Annotated in this window: 22 protein-coding genes and 1 pseudogene; 16 read left to right on the forward strand and 7 right to left on the reverse strand. The window is 57.5% G+C overall.

Features of this window, described 5'->3' with window-relative positions; translation table 11 throughout:
* Positions 1-50 precede the first annotated feature (50 nt).
* Entirely contained in the window at positions 51-1268 is a 1218-nt protein-coding gene (locus KP707_RS13855) for an MFS transporter (RefSeq protein ID WP_215751807.1), read from the reverse strand.
* A 107-nt stretch (positions 1269-1375) separates the two neighbouring features.
* Between KP707_RS13855 and KP707_RS13860 the strand changes: the two genes are divergently transcribed.
* From KP707_RS13860 to KP707_RS13880, 5 genes are all read left to right on the forward strand, one after another.
* A complete protein-coding gene (locus KP707_RS13860; protein ID WP_215751808.1) occupies positions 1376-2014 on the forward strand; it encodes a TetR/AcrR family transcriptional regulator in 639 nt (212 codons plus the stop codon).
* A 151-nt stretch (positions 2015-2165) separates the two neighbouring features.
* On the forward strand, positions 2166-2927 hold the full coding sequence (locus KP707_RS13865; protein ID WP_215751809.1) for an SDR family NAD(P)-dependent oxidoreductase: 762 nt from the start codon (positions 2166-2168) through the stop codon (positions 2925-2927).
* Between the two features lie 23 nt (positions 2928-2950).
* The gene (locus KP707_RS13870) at positions 2951-3403 is read left to right on the forward strand and encodes an SRPBCC family protein (RefSeq protein WP_215751822.1); all 453 of its coding nucleotides are present in this window, start codon (positions 2951-2953) and stop codon (positions 3401-3403) included.
* Entirely contained in the window at positions 3400-4113 is a 714-nt protein-coding gene (gene bdcA / locus KP707_RS13875) for an SDR family oxidoreductase (protein WP_215751810.1), read from the forward strand. The genes KP707_RS13870 and bdcA overlap by 4 nt, the downstream gene beginning before the upstream one ends.
* Positions 4114-4155: 42 nt before the next feature.
* Positions 4156-5046, forward strand: a complete 891-nt coding sequence (locus tag KP707_RS13880; protein WP_211504528.1) for an aldo/keto reductase — start codon at positions 4156-4158, stop codon at positions 5044-5046.
* A 33-nt stretch (positions 5047-5079) separates the two neighbouring features.
* On the opposite strand, the pseudogene KP707_RS13885 reads toward KP707_RS13880, so the two are convergent.
* A pseudogene (locus KP707_RS13885) lies at positions 5080-5271 on the reverse strand (DUF1348 family protein); the annotation flags it as partial.
* Positions 5272-5308: 37 nt separating this feature from the next.
* Complete coding sequence (locus KP707_RS13890; protein ID WP_211504529.1) at positions 5309-6070, reverse strand: SDR family NAD(P)-dependent oxidoreductase; 762 nt, start codon at positions 6068-6070, stop codon at positions 5309-5311.
* An 89-nt stretch (positions 6071-6159) separates the two neighbouring features.
* On the opposite strand from KP707_RS13890, the gene KP707_RS13895 reads away from it, so the two are divergent.
* Both KP707_RS13895 and KP707_RS13900 read left to right on the forward strand, forming a co-directional pair.
* Positions 6160-7059, forward strand: a complete 900-nt coding sequence (locus KP707_RS13895) for a LysR family transcriptional regulator (protein ID WP_211501705.1) — start codon at positions 6160-6162, stop codon at positions 7057-7059.
* A 320-nt stretch (positions 7060-7379) separates the two neighbouring features.
* Positions 7380-9098 (forward strand): hypothetical protein, encoded by a 1719-nt coding sequence (locus KP707_RS13900; protein WP_211504530.1) that lies wholly within the window; start codon positions 7380-7382, stop codon positions 9096-9098.
* A 230-nt stretch (positions 9099-9328) separates the two neighbouring features.
* Here KP707_RS13900 and KP707_RS13905 read toward each other — a convergent pair whose 3' ends face one another.
* Positions 9329-9736, reverse strand: coding sequence for a helix-turn-helix domain-containing protein (locus KP707_RS13905; RefSeq protein WP_215751811.1), 408 nt, complete (start codon positions 9734-9736; stop codon positions 9329-9331).
* Positions 9737-9800: 64 nt separating this feature from the next.
* Between KP707_RS13905 and KP707_RS13910 the strand changes: the two genes are divergently transcribed.
* Complete coding sequence (locus tag KP707_RS13910; protein ID WP_252348886.1) at positions 9801-10553, forward strand: cation transporter; 753 nt, start codon at positions 9801-9803, stop codon at positions 10551-10553.
* Between the two features lie 10 nt (positions 10554-10563).
* Entirely contained in the window at positions 10564-10740 is a 177-nt protein-coding gene (locus tag KP707_RS13915) for a hypothetical protein (protein ID WP_215751812.1), read from the forward strand.
* On the opposite strand, the gene KP707_RS13920 is transcribed toward KP707_RS13915, so the two are convergent.
* Positions 10737-11660 (reverse strand): LysR substrate-binding domain-containing protein, encoded by a 924-nt coding sequence (locus KP707_RS13920; RefSeq protein ID WP_215751824.1) that lies wholly within the window; start codon positions 11658-11660, stop codon positions 10737-10739. The genes KP707_RS13915 and KP707_RS13920 overlap by 4 nt on opposite strands.
* A gap of 98 nt (positions 11661-11758) precedes the next feature.
* Between KP707_RS13920 and KP707_RS13925 the strand changes: the two genes are divergently transcribed.
* From KP707_RS13925 to arsH, 5 genes are all read left to right on the forward strand, one after another.
* Positions 11759-12727 carry a carbon-nitrogen hydrolase family protein gene (locus KP707_RS13925; RefSeq protein ID WP_215751813.1) on the forward strand — a complete coding sequence of 323 codons (969 nt, stop codon included), beginning with the start codon at positions 11759-11761 and terminating at the stop codon, positions 12725-12727.
* 209 nt (positions 12728-12936) lie between these two features.
* Complete coding sequence (locus tag KP707_RS13930) at positions 12937-13290, forward strand: helix-turn-helix transcriptional regulator (protein ID WP_010505762.1); 354 nt, start codon at positions 12937-12939, stop codon at positions 13288-13290.
* Complete coding sequence (gene arsC, locus KP707_RS13935) at positions 13287-13709, forward strand: arsenate reductase (glutaredoxin) (RefSeq protein ID WP_062499621.1); 423 nt, start codon at positions 13287-13289, stop codon at positions 13707-13709. The genes KP707_RS13930 and arsC overlap by 4 nt, the downstream gene beginning before the upstream one ends.
* A complete protein-coding gene (locus KP707_RS13940; protein ID WP_010505759.1) occupies positions 13709-15004 on the forward strand; it encodes an arsenic transporter in 1296 nt (431 codons plus the stop codon). The genes arsC and KP707_RS13940 overlap by 1 nt, the downstream gene beginning before the upstream one ends.
* 21 nt (positions 15005-15025) lie before the next feature.
* Positions 15026-15724 carry an arsenical resistance protein ArsH gene (gene arsH, locus KP707_RS13945; protein WP_010505757.1) on the forward strand — a complete coding sequence of 233 codons (699 nt, stop codon included), beginning with the start codon at positions 15026-15028 and terminating at the stop codon, positions 15722-15724.
* Positions 15725-15907: 183 nt separating this feature from the next.
* Here the strand turns inward: arsH and nhaA are convergent, their stop codons facing one another.
* Complete coding sequence (nhaA, locus tag KP707_RS13950) at positions 15908-17113, reverse strand: Na+/H+ antiporter NhaA (protein ID WP_215751814.1); 1206 nt, start codon at positions 17111-17113, stop codon at positions 15908-15910.
* Between the two features lie 229 nt (positions 17114-17342).
* Between nhaA and KP707_RS13955 the strand changes: the two genes are divergently transcribed.
* Both KP707_RS13955 and KP707_RS13960 read left to right on the forward strand, forming a co-directional pair.
* Complete coding sequence (locus KP707_RS13955; protein ID WP_215751815.1) at positions 17343-18242, forward strand: LysR family transcriptional regulator; 900 nt, start codon at positions 17343-17345, stop codon at positions 18240-18242.
* Positions 18243-18344: 102 nt separating this feature from the next.
* Positions 18345-19106, forward strand: a complete 762-nt coding sequence (locus tag KP707_RS13960; RefSeq protein WP_215751816.1) for an SDR family NAD(P)-dependent oxidoreductase — start codon at positions 18345-18347, stop codon at positions 19104-19106.
* Positions 19107-19359: 253 nt separating this feature from the next.
* Here the strand turns inward: KP707_RS13960 and KP707_RS13965 are convergent, their stop codons facing one another.
* Positions 19360-20733: a hypothetical protein gene (locus tag KP707_RS13965; protein WP_215751817.1), complete on the reverse strand. Its 1374-nt coding sequence runs from the start codon at positions 20731-20733 to the stop codon at positions 19360-19362.
* Positions 20734-20849 lie beyond the last annotated feature (116 nt).

The raw sequence follows: 20849 nt of genomic DNA on the forward strand, positions 1-20849 counted from the left end.
ATCTTTAGAGACACCGCGCGATAAAGCCGCAATTCATCTAAAATGATGTCTTAGTTCTCACCTGCTCCATGTCCGAGCCTGTGTCCACGTCGGAACCCGTGAGAGTGGGCTCGCCATGCGATTAAGAATCCAGCAGTTGTAAGCCCCAGCACAGCCCAGGGAAAAGATGGTGCCCCCCATGTGTCCAGCATGATCCCGCCTAGTAGTCCGCCGCCTGCAATCGCGCTGTTCCAGACGACGACATTCATCGATAATGCGACGTCCACGCCATCACCGGCCGCATCGGCCAGAGCCGTCTGGAGCAACGTCGCAGCTCCTCCAAAGGTCAGACCCCATACCGTAACGCCCATCATGATCACCGCGGGCGACGCGGACCCAATTGCAAAAACACCCGCAACAGCAGCGAATATTGCCAGACTGGCCAGAACGGAACTGCGTAGGGCGTGATCGACCGTACGGCTGGTCAGCCAGATGCCGACAAGGGCAGCGAGACCAAAAAGCAACAGGATGCGGTCTGCCTGTCCTGCCAGCCCAGCCGGTGTGATGAACGGAACGATATAGGTGTAGAGAACATTGTGCGCGAGCATCCATGTCACCACGACGCCCAAAACAGACCGCACCCCCGGGGTTCTCAAAACACGCCTAAACGGCAGACGTTCGTGCTGCGCAACACCCGGAAAATCCGGTACCCTGGCCAGAACCCAGACGATCAGCAGCAGGGTCAACCCTGACATGATCCCGAAGGCCAGTCTCCAGCCCACAACAGCGCCCAGCCATGTTCCCGTGGGCACGCCTATCGAGAGGGCGATTGGCGTTCCCACCATGGCAATAGCCAGAGCACGCCCCTGCTGGGAACGCGTCACCATCCTGCGCGCGTAGCCCGCCAGCAATGCCCAGGCGAGACCCGCTGCCGCACCCGCGCCGTAGCGGGCCACAAGGGTGATGCCGTAATGCGTCGAAAACGCTGTGATTGAATTGAAGATCACAAATCCGATGATCGCCAGCAGAAGAACGCGCCTCCGCCGCCATCGCTGCGTGGCGATTGTCAGGGGGATCGCGGCACTCAGGGAGCCCAGGGCATAAGCCGTGACCATCTGCCCTGCCAGCGCCGGAGAAATATGCAGACTAGCCCCGATCTGGGGCAGCAGACCAGCCGGGAGGGTTTCGGTCATGATGCAGAGGAAGCCGGCCATGGCCAGTGCGAGCAGACCGGCTACGGGCAGCCCATCATCGGTGCTCTGCCCGGGGGATGTCGGAGTGAACGTCATGCGACTCTCATATGTGGATCGGTTGGTATATATATATGAAGGCCGCAAAATCTTGGCAATCACTTCTGGATCACTTAATATGAAAGTCTTTCAGCAGGAGCAGCACCATGGCGCGGACAGGGCGTCCCCGTGAGTTTGACAGGGACAAGGCAATTGATGCCGCCACGGCGCTTTTCTGGGCGCAGGGCTACGAACCGACTTCCCTGACGCAGCTCAAGTCCTGCATGGGCAATATTTCGCCCGCGAGTTTCTATGCTGCATTTGGCTCTAAAGAAGCCCTGTTCCACGAAGTCGTGCAGCATTATCTGGCGACCTACGGGCAGGTCATGGCGCCCTTATGGGACGAAAATCTGGCGCCGCGCGATGCGATTGAACGGACGTTGCGCGGTTCGGCGCGCATGCAGGCAGCCCGGACGCATCCCTGCGGATGTCTGGTCGTATCGGGCGCCAGCAACTGTTCGCCCGAAAACGAACCTGTTCAGGTTCTTCTTGCTGAAGAGCGACAGCGGACGCGGACTGGTATCAGGGCCTGTGTGGAACGGGCCATTGCCAACGGCGAATTGCCGGATTGCGCAGCGACAGAGGCCCTGCCTGATATTTTCGCGACATTTTTCCATGGCATGACCTGCGAAGCCAGGGACGGGATGACCTCAACGCATCTGGATGCGGCGATCACATCTCTTCTGACGTTGTGGGACGCCAATGCTGTGACACCGAGGTCAGAAAAACAGTCAGACAGACGATAACGATCCCGGCACAACTCGGGTCTTAAAGCTGCGCCTTTAGTACTAATCGATCCATAATTCATTGACCCTGCTTTGAGCGCACATTATGGACTGTTCGGTACGGAATTAGATTCCGGAACATATCGCCGTGTCTCGGCCAAGGAATCCAGTTATGAGCAAACAGGACATCGCATTCGTCACGGGCGCCAATCGCGGCATCGGATACAGTATCGCGAAGCATCTGATTGCCTCGGGCATCAACGTGATCGGGACCTATCACTCCAACGAAGACGAGGCGAAAGCTGCCGAAGCAGCCCTCGTCGGCGAAAGCGCAAAACTGCGCATGTTGAAGCTGGATATCGTGGACCATGAATCGTTCACGAATTTTTCCGGACAGGTCAAAGCACTTCTCGCACATGAGTTCGAGCACAGTACGCTGAGTTATGTCATTCAGAACGCGGGCAATATCATTCACACTCGCTTCGATGCTGCGACATCCGAACAACTCGATAACCAGTACAATATCCATTTCAAAGGCCCATACCTGCTGACAGTGGCCCTTTTGCCCCTGATCCGGGACGGCGGTCGCATTCTCAACATCACTTCCGCCGCGACCCGCTTCTATCTAACGGATCATGGGCCTTATTCAGCCATGAAAGCCGCAACCGAAGTCATCTCGCTTTACATGGCGAAAGAGCTGGGCGAGCGGGGGATTACGGTCAATGCTGTCGCCCCCGGTGCAATCGCCTCGGATTTCGGCGGTGGTCTGGTCCGTGACGATGCCACGATCAACAAGAGCCTCGCAGAGATCACGCCCCTCGGGCGCGTCGGACAACCCGACGACATCGGTGCCGCGGTCCGCGCCCTTCTGTCTGACGACATGCGTTGGGTGAATGGTCAGCGTATCGAGGTAACAGGAGGTCAGTCGCTATGACACTCGCAGCTGGGAGAGGCCTCATGATCCATGTTATGGCCAGCAGTGTCATTCCTGCATCCGTTCCCTCTGTGTGGCAGCTGGTCCGTGATTTCGGCGCCCTTGGACGCTGGTTGCCGGGCGTCAAAAGCTGCGTGATTGAAGGTGATGAGTCCGGTGACCGTGTCGGGGCAATCCGCCGTGTCGAAATGGGGGATGTCGGCCTCCTCCGTGAGCAGCTTCTGGCCTTGTCCGATGTCGATCATGCGGTGACGTTCTCGATCGTTGAATCCGCCCTGCCGATCCGAAACTATCGCTCTACGATCAGCCTTCTCCCCATCACGGCGAGCGACGGCACGTTCATCCAGTGGCGCGGGCAGTTCGAGGCGCCTGTCGAGCATGCCGCCAGTATGGAGGCCCGGATGCCGACAGATATCTATCAGCCAGCCTTCGATAGACTGGCAGAAATTCTGGTGTCGCGGGAGACGCAGTCATGAGCGGCTTTGAGGGTAAATCCGTTCTCGTGCTAGGCGGCAGTCGCGGGATTGGAGCCGCCATCGTGCGCCGTTTCGCGTCGGATGGAGCGAAAGTCCTTTTCACGTATCTTTCATCACGGGACGAGGCTCAGGCCCTGGCGACCGAGACCGGAAGCGAGGCCCTCCGCGCCGATAGTGGCGATCGTGACGCTCTCATCGCGCTGATCGGCTCACTTGGTCCGCTCGACGTTCTGGTCGTCAATTCCGGCATTCTTGGCGCGGGCGATCCGCTGGATATCCCCCCGGATGAGATCGACCGGCTGTTTCGCATCAATATCCATGCGCCTTATCATGCGGCCGTTGCTGCCGCCCGGACCATGCCCGACGGGGGTCGCATCATCTTCATCGGTTCCACCAATGCCGATCGTATGCCGATGGCCGGGCTTGCGGCCTACAGTGCCAGCAAATCGGCATTACAGGGCATGACCCGGGGACTGGCGCGGGATTTCGGCGTGCGCGGGATCACCGTCAATGTCGTCCAGCCCGGGCCGACCGATACCGACATGAACCCTGCAGAGGGGCCGCTAAAGGACGTGATGCATGGTTTCATGGCAATCAAGCGCCATGCCACGGGCTCGGAGATTGCGCGGCTGGTGGCGTATCTTGCCGGACCAGAGGCCGGCATAATCACAGGCGCCGCGTACAACATCGATGGTGGCTTCGCAGCCTGACGGAATGGCTGCTTTCCCCAGAGGGAAACAAGGACCAAAGACATGACCGCTTCAACTTCCAACGCCTCCCGATCCGGTACATTCAGGATCGGCGGCGATCTCGAGATCAACCGGCTTGGTTTCGGTGCCATGCGCATTACGGGGCCGGGGATATGGGGTCCGCCCGCCGATCGTGATGAGGCCGTCCGCACGCTGAAACGTCTTCCCGAACTCGGCGTCAACTTCGTCGATACAGCGGATTCCTACGGACCGGATGTCTCGGAATGGCTGATTCGGGAGGCGCTGCATCCGTATCCCGAAGGGGTGGTGATCGCGACCAAGGGCGGTCTGACCCGTTCAGGACCGGATATCTGGAAGCCGGTCGGGCGTCCGGAATATCTGCTCCAGCAGGTGCACAAAAGCCTGCGCAATCTCGGTGTTGAACAGATCGATCTGTGGCAGCTGCACCGGATCGACCCCAAAGTGCCAGCGGACGAGCAGTTCGATGCGATCAGATCCTTCATCGACCAGAAACTGATCCGTCATGCGGGGCTGAGCGAGGTTTCCGTCGATGACATCAGGGCGGCGTCGAAGTTCTTTGTCGTGGCGACCGTCCAGAACCGCTACAATCTCGTCGACCGCACCAGTGAGGACGTGCTCGATTATTGCGCGGCACAAAACATCGGATTCATCCCGTGGTTTCCGTTGGCGGCTGGCGATCTCGCGAAGCCGGGTTCGATCCTAGACATCATGGCACGAAAATATGAGGCTCATCCAAGCCAGATCGCACTGGCCTGGATCCTGAAACGCAGCCCGGTGATGCTGCCAATTCCAGGCACGTCCAAAGTTGTCCATCTGGAACAGAATGTAGCCGCTGCGAACATTACACTCTCCGACGAGGACTTCGCGGCCCTGGATATGGAAGGCCGCAAGGCGTTCCGCTCCACACCGTAAGAGAGCACGTCCGGGCAGTCACAGACCCAGCGCCTAAAGGCCGGGATGGCTGTCCGGATGCCGCTTTTCAGGCCAATGGAACAGGCGGCTAGCAGCTGAAATGGGCTGGTCATTGATAGACGCGGCGCGGTAACGCATCAGCCCGTTTTCATCGAACTCCCAGTTCTCGTTCCCGTGCGACCTGAACCACGCTCCGGACGCATCCCGCCATTCATACGCGAAGCGGCGTATGCTCACTTACGGCATCCTCTTCTCGAACTGATCAGATGTGGATGCCGCCTGCGACCTCGATGCGTTGAGCGTTGACCCATCCAAACTCGTCGGACAGCAAACTCGCGATTACCGGTCCGACGTCTTCAGGTCCACCTACGCGCCCAAGCGCAGTATGTGATGCCAGCGCCTTGTTGACTTCAGGATTGTCGCGCACGATGCCGCCGCTGAAATCCGTTGCAATAGCCCCGGGGGCAACGACATTTGCAGAAATGCCACGCGGTCCCAGTTCAAGCGCCATGTAGCGTGTTAGTGCTTCGACAGCCGCTTTCATCGGGCCGTAAATCGTCCGCCCCGGGAACGCGAAGCGCGCGAGGCCCGATGAGATATTTACGATCCGTCCGCCGTCGTTCATCAACGGCAGCAACGCCTGGGTTAGCAAATACGGGCCTTTGAAATGTACCGCGAATTGCGTGTCTAACTCGACCTCCGTTCCATCGGCCAGCGTCGCGGTAGAGGAAATGCCGGCGTTGTTAACCAAATAATCGAAGCGCACCGCGCCCAAAATTTCCAAAGCCTTACGCACATTCACCGTGAAGTGCTCAACGCTGGCCGCCTGGCCCACGTCAAGCTGAAGGGCCACCGCTTGTGCGCCGGCCTGCCGGATCGCCTGGACCACTTCGTCCGCTTCGCCGCGACCCGTGTTGTAGGTGATGATCGAGGATATTCCGCGTTGAGCCAGTCGTAGAGCAGTATCGCGCCCCATGCCACGGCTTGCGCCAGTGATGATCGCGATACGGGTTTGATTGTTCATGATTGATCCCCTTCGATAGGAGACATAAGGGCATTCATTGTGCCATATAAGATGGTTATTATCCGACATGATGTACGGATTATTGAACAATGCGCATTGATTTTGCCGGGACGCGTGCTTTCGTTGCCGTAGCTACTGCCGGAGGGTTTCGGGAAGCAGCCAAGATAACGGGCATGAGCGCGTCAAGTCTCAGCGGGGCCGTGAAGCGGCTCGAGGATCAACTCGAGGTCCGCTTGCTCAACCGGACGACACGCAGTGTGGTTACGACGGAAGCCGGTGCCCAACTCCTGGAGCGCCTGCAACTGGTGATGGTCGAGATGGAAGCGGCGCTCGAAAGTGCCAACGATTTTCGCGTTTCTCCCAGCGGAACGATACGTCTCAACGTCCCTTTGGGGGTCGCACGTCTCATCCTCCCTCGTATCTTGCCCGAATTCTCGAAGACTTACCCAGAAGTGCGGGTTGAAGTCGTCGCTGAGCATGATCTCGTGGATATTCTCGCCGTAGGGTCCGACGCGGGCATCCGTTACGATGATCGCCTGACCAAGAACATGCTCGCTGTACCGATTGGACCTGAGTGGCAAAGGTTTGCAACGGCAGCCTCGCCTGACTATCTCGCCAGTCATGGTCGCCCCGAGCATCCGCATGACTTGCTTGACCACCGGTGTCTGCCAGCAAGCGTGCGGGGCGGTGCAGCGTTGCCTTGGGAGTTCGAGCGGGCGGGTGAGGTCATCAAAGTTGACGTGACCGGGCCGCTCACGGTTGACGCGAATGCGATTGACCTCGCCATTGCGACAGCAGTCGAGGGAGGCGGAATTGTCCACCTCTATGAGGATTGGATGCAGCGCGAAATCGACAGCGGTGCTCTTGAGCCGATCCTTTTACCGTGGTGGCAGAGCTTCAAGGGGCCTTCGCTTTACTATCACGGGCGCGACCATGTTCCTGCGTCGCTTCGAGCCTTTATCAGTTTCATCAAAGAACGAAGATGGTAAGCAGCTATCACCTCTTCACTGCGCCGAAGGCGATATTCCGCTACCGGCCACAACTTGGCCGTGAGAGATCGTGCTTTTTATGTCCGCTATTTAGGCGACTGGCGCCGCTTTGTTCTGATTTTCTCGAACAGACAGGAGAATTGTGGGGGGGGGGGGAAGCGGTAGGTCCGCTTTGAAGTGTGACGGCGCGCCGCGCGCCCAGAGTCGTCATGGTCGGATGTCTGCCCCTCGGGGGAGCCTAGGGTTCTTTATTAAATACTTTATAGCATACTGCTCAAATCCTCGCAGGTTGATCAGCCTCGATTGCCGGAGTTCGTGTGATGTTACAGATCAGTACCGGAAAGTTTTTCACGAACGATGCGTACGAGACGCTGCGGCGCGCAATATACTTTACAAACTACCAACTCTTCCCGGACGATCGAATCGAGACAGAAGTAGGCTCACTCCAACCTGTCGTCGGGGTGCATGGTCTGGGAGCGCTCATCTGTGAGATCATTGAACGCATCCAGAAGCTACCTGGTGGTCCGTATGCCGGAGAAATTATCGCGACGGGTGGAGAAACGCTGATCAACGACTTCGCGGCCGTCGTTTCGTTTGCCTTGAACATCACCTGCACAACGGATATCGACCTCGCTCGTCGCCTAGTAACGAAGGAACGGCCGAGCCTCGGCGCCGACTTAGTACCTCAAAAATATATTCCCCGCATGTTTGATCGCGCCGTGAACTGGCAACCAAGCGACTTTGAGAACCTTCAGCGCTTTGTAACGGATCTCGTAGCGCTCGAGCGCAAGAGCTACGAAGGCGCCATGCGGGCAATTCGACGCTATGTCATCGGCGCTCATCGTATCTCGGACGACGTCAATCTCGCCTACGCGCTTTTTGTAATGTCGATAGAATCTCTTGCTCAGAAATTCGATGGATTTGAGCCAACTTGGGATGATTACGGCGAGCGGAAGCGGCGGCGTATCGACGAAGCTCTTGAAGAAATCCCTGAAATTAACGTAGACAAGGTCCGAGCCGCGGTTCTCGCCAATGAGCACGTGGCCATCGCGAGGCGCTTCCGCGAGTTTGCACTTGACCATGTTGGTCCGAGCTTCTTCCGTGGGGAGGCGGAGAAGGCCACCGCCGCCATCAGTCGCCCCGACCTTTCGATTGCACTGCGGCAGGCATATTCAATCCGTTCAAGGTACGTTCACAATCTCGAGGACATTCCGCGCCTTCTTACCGGCATCGAAGGATTCCATGAGATGATAACCATCGATGGAGAGGCGACCTTGACCTTTGCGGGCTTGGCACGTGTAGCCCGCCACGTGATACAGACATTTGTGGCGCGTGCCCCGAAAACCGAAAAGGAAGAATTTAACTGGGCGAAGGATTTGCCAGGACAATTGACCATGCAGATGGCGCCCCAATACTGGATCAGCAATCCTCAAAGTTTCGATGCGACCACCGCCCAACAATATCTCGTTGCTTTCATCGGGCAGGTTGTTGGGCGCTTACTGCAGCCGTCAGCGACAATAACCGACATTCGTCCTGTGTTGAGGAAAGTGGAAGCCCTCGTGCCGGGCTTGGCAAAACCCGGCCAGCGCCTACCGATGCTGGCCCTCTATTTTATCTTCAACTACCTTGCCCCCGAGGATCTCCGCAGCGCGGGGTATCCAACGCTTATTGAAACATACAGGAGAGATTTTGAGACACCCTCCATTATCAGTCTCGCAGCGCATTTGGTGACAGGTCAAAATCCGGACTGGTCCTTAGAGGCAATGGAAAAGCTTTACGCATGCTATTTTCGTGAGCGCCACCACGCCAGCACGCTGGAGTTGGGCCGCATACTTGAAGCGGCTTTTGTACTAGTACTGGCGGAACAAAACCGAGCAGCGGGTCTTTTTACCCGCGCGCGAGAACTCGTGGCATATGCCGTCGAAACTTGCCCACAGCACGAAGGCCTACAAAAATTTGAAAAGTCTATTCAGCTAAACGACCGGACTGCCATTGATTGGAAAGCTATTATGTTACCGACGGCGTTAATGCCCCAATAAGCGTTCGACAACGATGTAGATCACTTTCGGGGCGAAAAGTTTGGAACTGATCGAACTATCGTATTTCTGCTTTCCTCGACCGTCTCCACCGCAGACCATCCAGTATCAGCCCAAAATAGCAACGAGCGTTTGGTTGCTGATGTCCGTTATGACGAAAACGGTTTTAGCGGCTGAATGACCGACATGAGGGCGTAAGCAGAGGTCCGCTAACGCCTCTGAGCTGCTTTTCGCTAAACCCTGTCTTCCCCGTAGCCCAGCACTTCAATCACCCGGCATTCCTCGACCGTACCGCGCGCACACCGATCTAGCGAGCGTTGCAGCTCGGCGCGCAGCGCCACCAGCCTCCCAATCCGTCGGTCAATATTCTCGACGTGGCGGCGGGCGATAGCGTCCACCTCGCCGCAGGAACGCTCCGGCTGCTCGCTAAGCGTCAGCAACTCACGAATGTCGGCGACCTCGAAGCCCAGCTCGCGGGAATGACGAATGAAGTTGAGCCGGGCGACCTCGTCCGCACCGAAGCGCCTTTGCCGCCCTTCCGTTCGTGCCGGTGTCGGAAGAAGCCCGACGCCTTCGTAGTAGCGGATCGTCGGCACCTTGACCCCAGTGCGCCGCGCCAACTCGCCAATCGAGATCTTCATGGTGCTTTTCCCTTGAAGCTCTAGTGGCTAGAGATTGTAGGGTGATCCCGAGAAGGAGTCACCCATGTCTGAGAACTGCTGCAAGTCCGAGACCGCCTGTTGCGCTCCGCCACCTCTGGTCGTGCCCACGAAAACAGTCACACCAACCGTCGAGGTGACGACATGCGGCACCGTCGAGGATAGCTGCTGCCCGAAGGGTGTCCCGGTCTTCGACGGTGTAGACCCGCGCTACAAGCGCGTCCTGTGGACGGTGATCGCGATCAATGGCGCGATGTTCGTGACCGAAATGGCGGCGGGACAGCTCGCTGGCTCGCAAGCCCTCAAGGCCGACGCACTCGACTTCCTGGCCGATACCGTCACCTACGGTTTGAGCCTGGCAGTGATCGGCGCGAGCCTGCGCACGCGAGCCACGGCGGCACTCGCCAAGGGCGTCTCGCTGTCGCTGATGGCGCTGTGGGTGTTCGGGTCCACCGTCTACCACACGCTGATCTTCGGCGTTCCGCAGGCCGAGATCATGGGTGCGATCGGCGTTCTGGCGCTGGCCGCGAACCTTGCCTCGGTGTTTCTGCTGCTGCCCTACAAGGATGGCGACGCCAACGTGCACTCGGTGTGGCTCTGCTCTCGCAACGATGCGATCGGCAACCTGATCGTCATGGGCGCGGCGTTCGGCGTCTGGAACACCACCAGCGCATGGCCCGACCTTGCGGTGGCCGCGATCATGGCTGGCATATTCCTGTCATCAGCGATGCAGATCCTGCGGCAGGCATGGGGAGAATATCGAACCGACGAGACTGGCACGAAGGCAGCCGCCGCATAGGGTGAGGATCATGCGCCTATGTCCGCTTCCCGGCAACGCAAAGCGGGCCAGCCACGTCGTAGAAGTAGGCGACCGCCGCCTGTCTGCTCCGGTTCTCCTGAACAGACAGGCAGGTCAGGGGGGGAAGCCGAATGTCGGTTATCAGTTTATTGTTGTCCGATATCGGACATTCACGATGCGAGATTAATCCGAATAGATTGCCTCCAAATCCGGTGATATTGCTAGGAAGGCATCGCTTACAACCTGGCGCATCCAGAGATTATCAGCTGCTCGCTGCCAGAGGATCGATACAGAATAGTCTCCCAAATCAATGGGTGCCGCACAGACAGTAAGGCCCGAAACGGCCGCAAGGCTCTGGGCCGCATGAATTGGTAGTGTGGCAACGGCACGCGTCCCGATCAGGAAGAGAGGAAGGGCAGAGAAATGTGTCAGCGCCGATTGCACCCGTCGTGAGTGACCAAGATTTTTCAAGGCTTGATCTACAATGCCCTCCCGGCCTGAAAACGAGACCAGAAGATGTGGCAGAGACAGATAATCTGTCAGTGTTAGCGGCAGTGTAAGGTCGCAGGCGACCGGATCAAGCAGGCAGGCATAACCAGACCGCCCGATCTCCTGCTGCTGTAATCCGGAGCGTACATTCGGCTGTGCGACAACAGCAAAGTCGATTTCTCCCGCTTCAAAAAGGGCCTCCACGCGGTGTGTGTTAGCCTGCCTGAATGTCACTGAAACACGGGGCGCTTCTTCTGCCAGCCGCTTTGTGATTAGCGGCCCAATTGCAATCTGGAAATCGTCAGACATCCCTATGGAAAAATGTTGTCGGCTGGTTGCGGGATCAAAGGCAGTAACAGTCGAGAATGCGTTCTGGATCAGAGCGACCCCGCCCTGAAGCGGTTCCGCCATAGCGATTGCCCGAAGTGTTGGCTGCATACCCCCACGGGTGCGGACGAACAAAGGGTCATCCGCCGCTTCCCTCAGGCGGCCCAAAGACGCACTGACGGCTGACTGGCTCAGTGATAATCGTTTTGCTGCTCGGGAGACGCTGCGTTCTTCCCAGAGTGCCAGAAAGGTAGTGATCAGATTGAAATCAAGACGTGAAATATCGACCATAGTGATTTTGACTATCAAAACAATCAATTTGCCCGATAATGTGAGAAAGTCCACTCTTTCTGTCACTGTAATCCACTACATGCATGAGAGAGCCGGACATGAGCCAGCGTCGCGTTGCCGTTATTCAGGCGGGAACCAGTCTTTTTGACACTCCCCGGACACTGGATCGGATGGAGGCCCATTGCGAAGCCGCTGCAGCGCAGGGGGTTGAACTCGCAGTCTTTCCCGAGGCGTATATTGGTGGATATCCAAAAGGGCTGAGTTTCGGCGCTGTTCTTGGAAGCCGCTTCCCTGAAGGGCGTGAGGATTACCTTCGATACTGGAAGTCAGCCATTGACGTTCCGGGAGCAGAAACAGCGCGGATTGGCTCTTTCGCAGCGAAGATGAAGGCCCATCTCGTTGTTGGGGTTATCGAACGAGATAGGGCGACGTTGTATTGTACGGCGCTCTTCTTTGGGCCGGATGGGACACTTCTTGGCAAACATCGCAAGCTGATGCCGACCGGCACCGAACGACTGGTCTGGGGAAAGGGAGACGGTTCGACCATTCCGGTATTCGAAACAGAGATCGGACGTATCGGGGCTGCGATCTGCTGGGAAAATTACATGCCGGACCTACGCCAGAGCATGTATGCTCGGGGCATCAGTCTCTGGTGTGCGCCTACGGTGGATGAGCGCGATATCTGGCAGGCGTCCATGCGGCATATTGCGTATGAAGGACGGACGTTTGTTCTCAGTGCCTGTCAGTACATGACGCGCGCGGATGCGCCGGAAAATTATACCTGTCATCAGGGTAACAACCCGGAAACCGTTCTCATTCGTGGCGGAAGCGTGATCGTCAATCCGCTCGGAGAAATCATCGCAGGCCCAATCTATGATCGTGAAGCCATCATTACGGCGGACATTGATCTGGATGATGTCATCCGGGGGAAATATGACCTCGACGTGGCGGGGCATTATGCCCGTCCTGATATCTTCAGCTTGCAGGTTAACAACGCCTGTCAAAATCCAGTATCGTTCTCTGGGCAAGAGATCGATGCTCCACTTCCCACGATGAAGATCGAATAAAATAACTGCTGCCTCTATCGCCTTGCCGTAGCTACTGAATCCCTCCCTTTAGATGTCACGGCAAAGTCCGTGTCTGGGGATGAACTGCTCTGGGGGGTAAGCGGAATGTCTGGTCTGAGCAGAAAAGTTGAGGAAGCCGACAGTCGTGATCTCCGTTTCCTCACACAGGATAGCTTGACTTACGACAATATATCCACAATATTGGATATATGGATACAGAATCTACCCTCGCAGCCCTGAGCGCCCTGTCGCAATCCACAAGACTGGAGATCTTTCGCCTGCTGGTGCGCTACGAGCCGGACGGATTACCCGCCGGAGATGTCGCGCGGCATCTCAATGTCCCGCAGAACACCATCTCGGCCCATCTCGCCACCCTGGCCCGTTCCGGGCTGCTGACCTCGGAGCGTCATAGCCGGCTGATCGTCTATCGCGCCTGTCTTCCGCGCCTGCGGGACCTGATGATCTTCCTCGTCAGGGACTGCTGCGCGGGCAGTCCCGAACTCTGCGCGCCTCTAGTCGCGACCCTGTCCTCCTGCTGTCCCTCCCCGGAAGCCCGCTCATGACCATCACGATCTACCACAACCCGGCCTGCGGCACGTCGCGCAACGTTCTGGCACTGATCCGCAACAGCGGCGAAGAACCCCGGATCATCGAATATCTGAAAAAGCCTCCCAGCCGTGCGGAACTGGTCGATCTGATCGCCCGTATGGGCGTTCCGGTGCGCTCGGTCCTGCGGGAAAAGGGCACGCCCTTTCACGAACTTGGCCTCGATAATCCGACCCTGACGAACGATGCGCTGCTCGACGCCATGATCGCACATCCGATCCTGATGAACCGGCCGATCGTCGTCACCCCCCTCGGTGTTGCGCTCTGCCGTCCGTCCGAGACGGTTCTGGACATCCTGCCCAACCCCCAGCGTGACGCGTTCGCCAAGGAAGACGGCGCGAAGATCGTCGATGAAGCCGGAAAACGGATCGTCTGATGCTGGCTCTTGCCATTTTCATTGCTACACTGGTTTTTGTCATCTGGCAGCCTCGGGGGCTGGGCATCGGCTGGAGCGCAATGGCAGGTGCCGCCGTGGCCCTGGCGTCTGGAGTGATCCACTGGCACGACATTCCTGTCGTCTGGCACATCGTCTGGGACGCGACCTTCACCTTTATCGCGCTGATCGTCATCTCGCTATTGCTGGATGAGGCCGGGTTCTTCCATTGGGCCGCCCTGCACGTCGTGCGCTGGGGCAAAGGACGAGGCCGGACGCTATTCCCGCTGATCGTGGTGCTGGGAGCGGCCATTGCAGCGGTTTTCGCCAATGACGGCGCGGCCCTGTTGCTCACGCCCATTGTCATTGCCATTTTCACTCAACTCCGCCTGAGCCATACCGCAGCCCTGGCCTTCATCATTGCGACTGGCTTCGTCGCAGACACCACAAGCCTGCCGCTGGTGATTTCCAATCTGGTGAACATCGTCAGCGCCAATTTCTTCCGCATTGCGTTCGATCGCTATGCCGCCATCATGGTCCCCGTCGATCTGGTAGCACTTGGTGCAACGCTTGCCGTCCTGTGGCTGTGGTATTGGCGGCAGGTGCCTGCGACCTATCCCGTCGCCGAACTGCCAGCACCCGCCACGGCCATTCGTGACCACCATGTATTCCGGGCGGCATTTCCGCTGCTGGCCCTGGTTCTGGCGGCCTATTTCCTGACCGCGCCGTTTCATATCCCGGTCTGTGTCGTAGCCTGCCTGGCCGCCGGAATCCTCTTGCTCGTCGCCGGATATGGCCGGGTCATCCCTGTTCGCAAGGTGCTGCGGGGTGCCCCATGGCAGATCGTGATCTTCTCGCTGGGTATGTATCTGGTGGTATACGGCCTGCGCAATGCCGGGCTGACCGACTACCTTGCAACCGCACTGGTCTGGCTTGGTCATCAGGGGACGTTCGCTGCCACGATAGGCGCCGGCTTTCTGGCGGCTGTTCTGTCGTCTATCATGAACAATATGCCGAGTGTGCTGGTCGGGGCGCTGGCGATCCAGCAGGCTCACGACATCACGCCGCTGACACGCGACCTGATGATCTATGCCAACGTCATCGGCTGCGATCTCGGGCCGAAATTTACACCGATCGGCAGTCTCGCCACGTTGCTGTGGCTGCATGTGCTGGCATCCAAAAATCATCGGGTCACATGGAGGCAGTATATGAAGGTCGGACTGGTGATCACCCCGCCCGTCCTGCTGGCAACACTCGCGGCGCTGGCCCTATGGCTGCCCCGGATCAGTCACCCGTAATACACGACAGGACCGATATATATGACCGAACCTGAGCTGCCAGCCTTGCATCCGGAGTATCTTGAACCGGTCGATCTCGCGCGGCTGGAACCGCAACCGCGTGTGGACCATCCGCCGCGTATCCTTCTGCTCTATGGCTCTTTGCGTCCCCGCTCGTTCAGCCGCCTGCTGGTGCTGGAGGCAGAGCGCATTCTGAAAGTCCTCGGCGCCGAGACACGGGTGTTCGACCCGACCGACCTGCCGGTAGCGGATTCCGTGCCCGCGACCCATCCGAAAGTGCAGGAACTGCGGAAACTCTCGATCTGGTCGGAAGGTCAGGTCTGGTGCAGCCCCGAACGGCACGGCAACATCACTGCCGTGTTCAAGAACCAGATCGACTGGCTGCCGTTGTCCGAAGGCTCGATCCGCCCGACGCAGGGCCGTACGCTGGCGGTCATGCAGGTTTCGGGTGGATCGCAGAGCTTCAATTCCGTCAATGGCCTGCGGGTGCTGGGCCGGTGGATGCGGATGTTCACCATCCCCAACCAGTCCAGCGTGCCAATGGCCTATACGCAGTTCGGTGACGATGACCGCATGAAGCCGTCCCCCCTTTATGACCGGATGGTAGATGTCATGGAGGAACTGATGAAATTCACATGGCTGCTGCGCGACCGGGCCGACTATCTCGTGGACCGCTATAGTGAACGTAACTCGGAACACCGCTTGCCTGAAAAGCTATGAGCCGGGCTGGCGCGCATTTCTGGCATACGACGTCGGCTTATCAAAACCCTAAGCGACCCACCTTACGACCGAGATGAGGGCGACTGCCGCTTGTCCGCACGGCTCCTGTTGAGCGGACAAGCGGTTTAGGGGGGACAGCAGAATGTTGGCTCCGAGTGGTATCTCTCTCGTACCGGACATCCTCTATTGAGAACGTAGCCGGTCGTGTTGGGGTAAGAAGCGTAACCAGAGCCACCCCATCAGGGCAGACAAAACAGAGCCGGCAAAGATGCCCATCTTGGCTGGGGTCACAAGATCTGATCCGGAAAATGCCAGATTTGCGATAAATAGACTGATCGTGAATCCAATGCCACACAGCAGCGAAAGACCAAACAACATCCCCGTTGGCGTTTCAGCCGGAAGCGTGGCGATCTTCAGATGGGTCGAGAGTATTGTTACACCAAAGACGCCGACCGGTTTGCCAACGATCAGTCCTAACATAATCCCGAGCGGAGCAGCCTCCAGCATCATGTCCGGATGAACGCCAGCTAGTGAAACACCCACGTTCATGAAACCGAACAGCGGTAGAACGACCCAGGTAACGAACGGGGTCAATGCAGAAGATGTCCGATCGAGTGGCGTAGCCTGTCTGGCATCCATTCCTGAGGTGACTGCCGGAAGGCATAGGCCGGTGATGACCCCAGCAAGCGTCGGGTGCAGACCGGAATCCAGAAGCGCCACCCACAACAGAACGCAACCGGTGCCGTAGCTCCAGAGGGTTCTGATCCCAACCCTGTTCGCGCCGACCAACGCTGCAGTCACGATCACGACCGCGATCAGCGCCGGCCAATACAGAGCGCTCCCATAAAACAGGGCGATCACCACAATCCCCAGCATATCATCGAAAATGGCAAGCGCCATCAGCCAGGCCCTGGCTCCCGGCGAGACATGCCTTCCAAGAGCAAGGATGATTGGCAACGTGAACGCAGCATCCGTTGCAACAGGAACGGCCCAGCCGCGTGTCGCTTCTGGATGCCCGCATGTCACCAGCAGATACGTCAGGGCAGGCACGATCATTCCACCCAATGCTCCGATAAGCGGAAGGGCGATGCGGCGTAGTGATGAGAGGTGCCCAGATACAATTTCCTTTTTGATTTCGAGAATGACCACCAGAAAAAACAGGGTCATGAGCCCGTCAGAGACCCAGGCGTCAATGTTTTCTGGCCCCCGCTTTCCCAAGATGGGCAATTTCATGGGCGCTGTTATCAGGGTGCCGTAACCCGACGCCCATGACGAATTCGCCAGGACAAGACCCAACAGGGATGCAAGCATGAGGACAGACGCCCCACCTGCGGGAGCGGCCAGAAAACGTCGGATATGCACTGTGGGCGCAACAGAAAATTTGCTCATTCCTCTTTGTTGAATGAGACAGGCTTCCACACAAGCCTGTAGAGATGCGCTACCTTGTCATAATGTTTCTATTAACGCCCGATTTCCGGACGACCGTTTAACGCGGTTTATGTCCGGCTTGTAGGCGTATCCCGTCAATCCGCCACACTCCCAACTGACGGATCCTCTGGGTTGGGACGATCAATCGTCCTTGGCCCCATAAACTGGTCGATTTGTGCTAAAGAGGGGCATGTCTGACCGCTATTATTCTGACCTTCGCGCACTGTGCTGCATTATCGATCGAGGCAGTTTCGTCGCCGCCGCCAGAGAACTTTGCGTGTCGCGTTCGGCGCTCAGTGAAACGATCCGCCGACTGGAAGACTTTGTTGGCGTTCAGCTCCTGAACCGAACAACCCGCAGTGTCAGCCCCACGCCCGCAGGTGAGCGCCTGGCGGCGCGGTTCGGGGCGGCGTTCGAAGAAATCGGAGCCGCTTTAAGCGAGGCCGGTGCCATGGGCGGCGAAATTGCTGGTCCGGTGAGAGTTCACGCGCAGCGTCTTGGTTATGAGCTCTTTCTAAGACCGCTTTTGCCTGACTTTGTCCGACGTTTCCCGAGGATCAGCGTCGAGGTGCAGATCGACGATGCTGGCGTGGACATCGTACAGCAACGGTTCGACGTCGGCATACGGCTTGGGGAGATGCTGGATCAGGATGCTATTGCGTTCCCGCTTCAGCCCGGTTTGCGGCAGATCGCCGTTGCCGCCCCGTCTTACCTCGATCGGCACGGAGCACCACGCCATCCGCGGGAGCTCCGCGATCATCTCTGTATCGGTTTTCGCTGGCCGGGGCATGCTGCCCTGTACAACTGGGAATTCTGCGAAAATGGCGTCTGGTTTTCCGTGGCCATCTCCGGTCCACTGACCTTCAATGATCAGCGGGCAGCGCTTGATGCCGCCGTTGCTGGCGCGGGCATCGCATTATGGGTTGAGAGCGAGGTCCAGCCGCTCATCGAGGCCGGCCATCTTGTTCCCCTGCTGACAGAGTATTCCGCCGCTTTTCCAGGCTTTGCGCTTTACTATCCCCCGCATCGTCATCGCTCGACTGCGGTGAAGACCTTCATTGCCGCCGTGCGCGGCGCGAAGAAGCCGTGACAGATTGTACCTGCCCAGCCGTATAACCCATCCTGAATATCCGGTATTAAACTTATGATCTGGTCACTCCAGATGATGTCCTCGACATCACAGGAGGTTTGTATGGATCCGGAAAACACAGCAGGAAATTTTGCGGGCAAGGTCGCGATTGTCACCGGCGCTGCAAGCGGGATCGGTCGTGCGACTGTGGAGCTGCTTCATGCACGTGGTGCATCGGTGATCGCGGAAGACCGCGATCCCGGTGTCAGCGCTCTTGCCCGGCCTGGTATCTTCCCACTCGTCGGGGACGTGGCAGAAGAAGACGCCGCCCGACTGGCCGTGGCAACGGCGGTCGAGCACTTCGGTCGGCTGGATATTCTCGTAAATAATGCGGGCATCATCATCAACAAGCTGGTGGTGGACATGACTCTTGAGGACTGGGACCGCATCTTCGCCGTCAATATCCGGGGCGTATTCCTGCACTCGCGTGAGGCGATGCGTGCGATGATCCCGAACGGTAGCGGAGCTATCGTCAATGTTGGCTCCTATGCCTGCTTCCAGACCTTTCCATCGATCGCAGCTTATGCCGCGTCGAAAGGGGCTCTCGCACAGTTCACCCGAACCCTTGCAGTGGAAGCAATCGGCCATGGGATCCGGGTGAATGCCGTGGGCGCTGGAGATACCGTGACCAATATTCTCAACCATATTCATGCAGACGGCCGAGCAGCCCTTGCGGACTATGGCAAACACGCCCCCATCGGACGTGCGGCTCAACCAGAGGAGATCGCCAGGGTGATAGCCTTTCTCGCATCTGACGAGGCCAGCTTCATGGTCGGGTCAATCACAATGGCCGATGGTGGGAAAAGCGTAGTTCTTCCCGCTTGATCAGATCATTTCCGCTTTCCACTCTCTCGCTGCTCGTCATGGCCAGGTCTGCTTTGCGGAACGGGCTATGACCGAGCGGATGACGGGGATGAGGGCGTAAGCAGCAGGTCCGCTTACGCCTCTCTTCGCGGACACACAGCTACCCAGACCGCTCTCCAAATAGCGGACATGACCACCACAACCTCTCGCGAGCGAGTTGGGCCTTAAGCGGAATGACGAGTTTGGAACACGAAGCCTGCAAAGCAGACGCTGGTCATGTAGCGGGCTTTCGCTCCGCCGAAACGAATTGCAGGAAGTCCTTGATGTTGTCTTTTGGGGCGGTGATTGATGCGTAAGCGTCCAGTTTCAATGAAAAGGCCGCAAGCAGGTCCATACACAAAAACTCAAGCACACGTCTCCCGCCGTGATTGTCAGTAACCAGGGAGTCCGCTGTGAGCGTCGATAGGGTGCCGTGAAGTATCCGTGACCGGCTTTCTACGATCGCCTTCACAACCTCTTTCACCTTCCGGTTGCTTCCAGACGGATAGGAACATTCAGGCGAAAGGCCATAGAAAGATGAAAATGCAGCTTCGAGACGAGAGCCGCTATTTTTAGAACTCGCGGCCGAAAGAAGCACTTCTATTGCGGTCTCCAGCTTTGTAACTGCCACGGTGTCGAGAGGCTCCGTAAGCCCTTCATGGAGCCAGTAGGCGGCATCGCTCCAGCTCTGATCCAGCGTGGGCAACACAGCGTTGTCAGTGATGAAGGCTCTGACGCGGTTCCCAATCGATACCAGTATATGCGCCGATCTCGATAGAAATTGATCAAATGCGCCTGCAGAAAAGCCAAGTCCCGGATCGCACCGTTGCGAACCAAAACGGGCGTTGCCGCCAACCTTCGTGACGCTGCCGATTTTGCTTGGCAATGTCCGATCCGTAAGGCGAGCCATACTGCGAGAATAGCAGGAAGGGATCGCTATCTGGACAGCAGTGAGAGCAAGGTCGATGGCAATATTGGCCCGTTCCAATCCAGCTACATCATCGAAGCCATCGACAGTTACATCGGCAATCCAGTAGGCAGACTGACTTCTCATGAATTCTAATAGCGGCCCGTAGGACATTTCTTTAAGAGGACCACCTTTGGAAATGTTCTCGCGCTTGATCAGGTCTTCCTGGCTGTAAAATTCTACCGGTCCGACAGAGAATGAAGATGCGTGCTCTGGGATAATTCGGCATGGAATGCAATGCGTACAGGTGACGGCTTTGGCAGCAAAGGACTGCCTTACCTCCTTTTCAATAGCCACGATGTTATCTGACGTCGGTCGCGAGGCGAGGCAATTCTGAAAGACAGCGACAATAGAATGTGCAACATGAACTGCGAGTCTTTCGGGTCTCGTACCGCGTCGGTAAGTCGGTTCTTCTTTCCCCAGAATCGATGTGAACTCAATGAGTGCTTTGACGCCGCTTTGCTTAAAGCCACGTGCTTCTCCCGTAGGAAGCCAATCCATTGCAAAGGCAATTTCGTACTTTTTTAGCCACTGCTGCACTTGGTCATTGATAAGCATAGCGTCAGGTGCAGGAGTTATAACAAAATCTTGTAATGCACTTTTAACCAGATCCAGCTTTCGCGCCTCAGTAGATGGATTCATTGTTCTTCTCGGATTGTAATAACTTACCAAAGTCTGGCATGCATCCCGTATTATAAATCTTATCTTTCCTCGCCAACCATAGCAAATGTCCGCCTCCAAGCAGACGGGGAAGCCAT

This window comes from Gluconobacter sp. P5E10, from assembly GCF_018812145.1.
Taxonomy (GTDB): Bacteria; Pseudomonadota; Alphaproteobacteria; order Acetobacterales; family Acetobacteraceae; genus Gluconobacter; species Gluconobacter cerinus.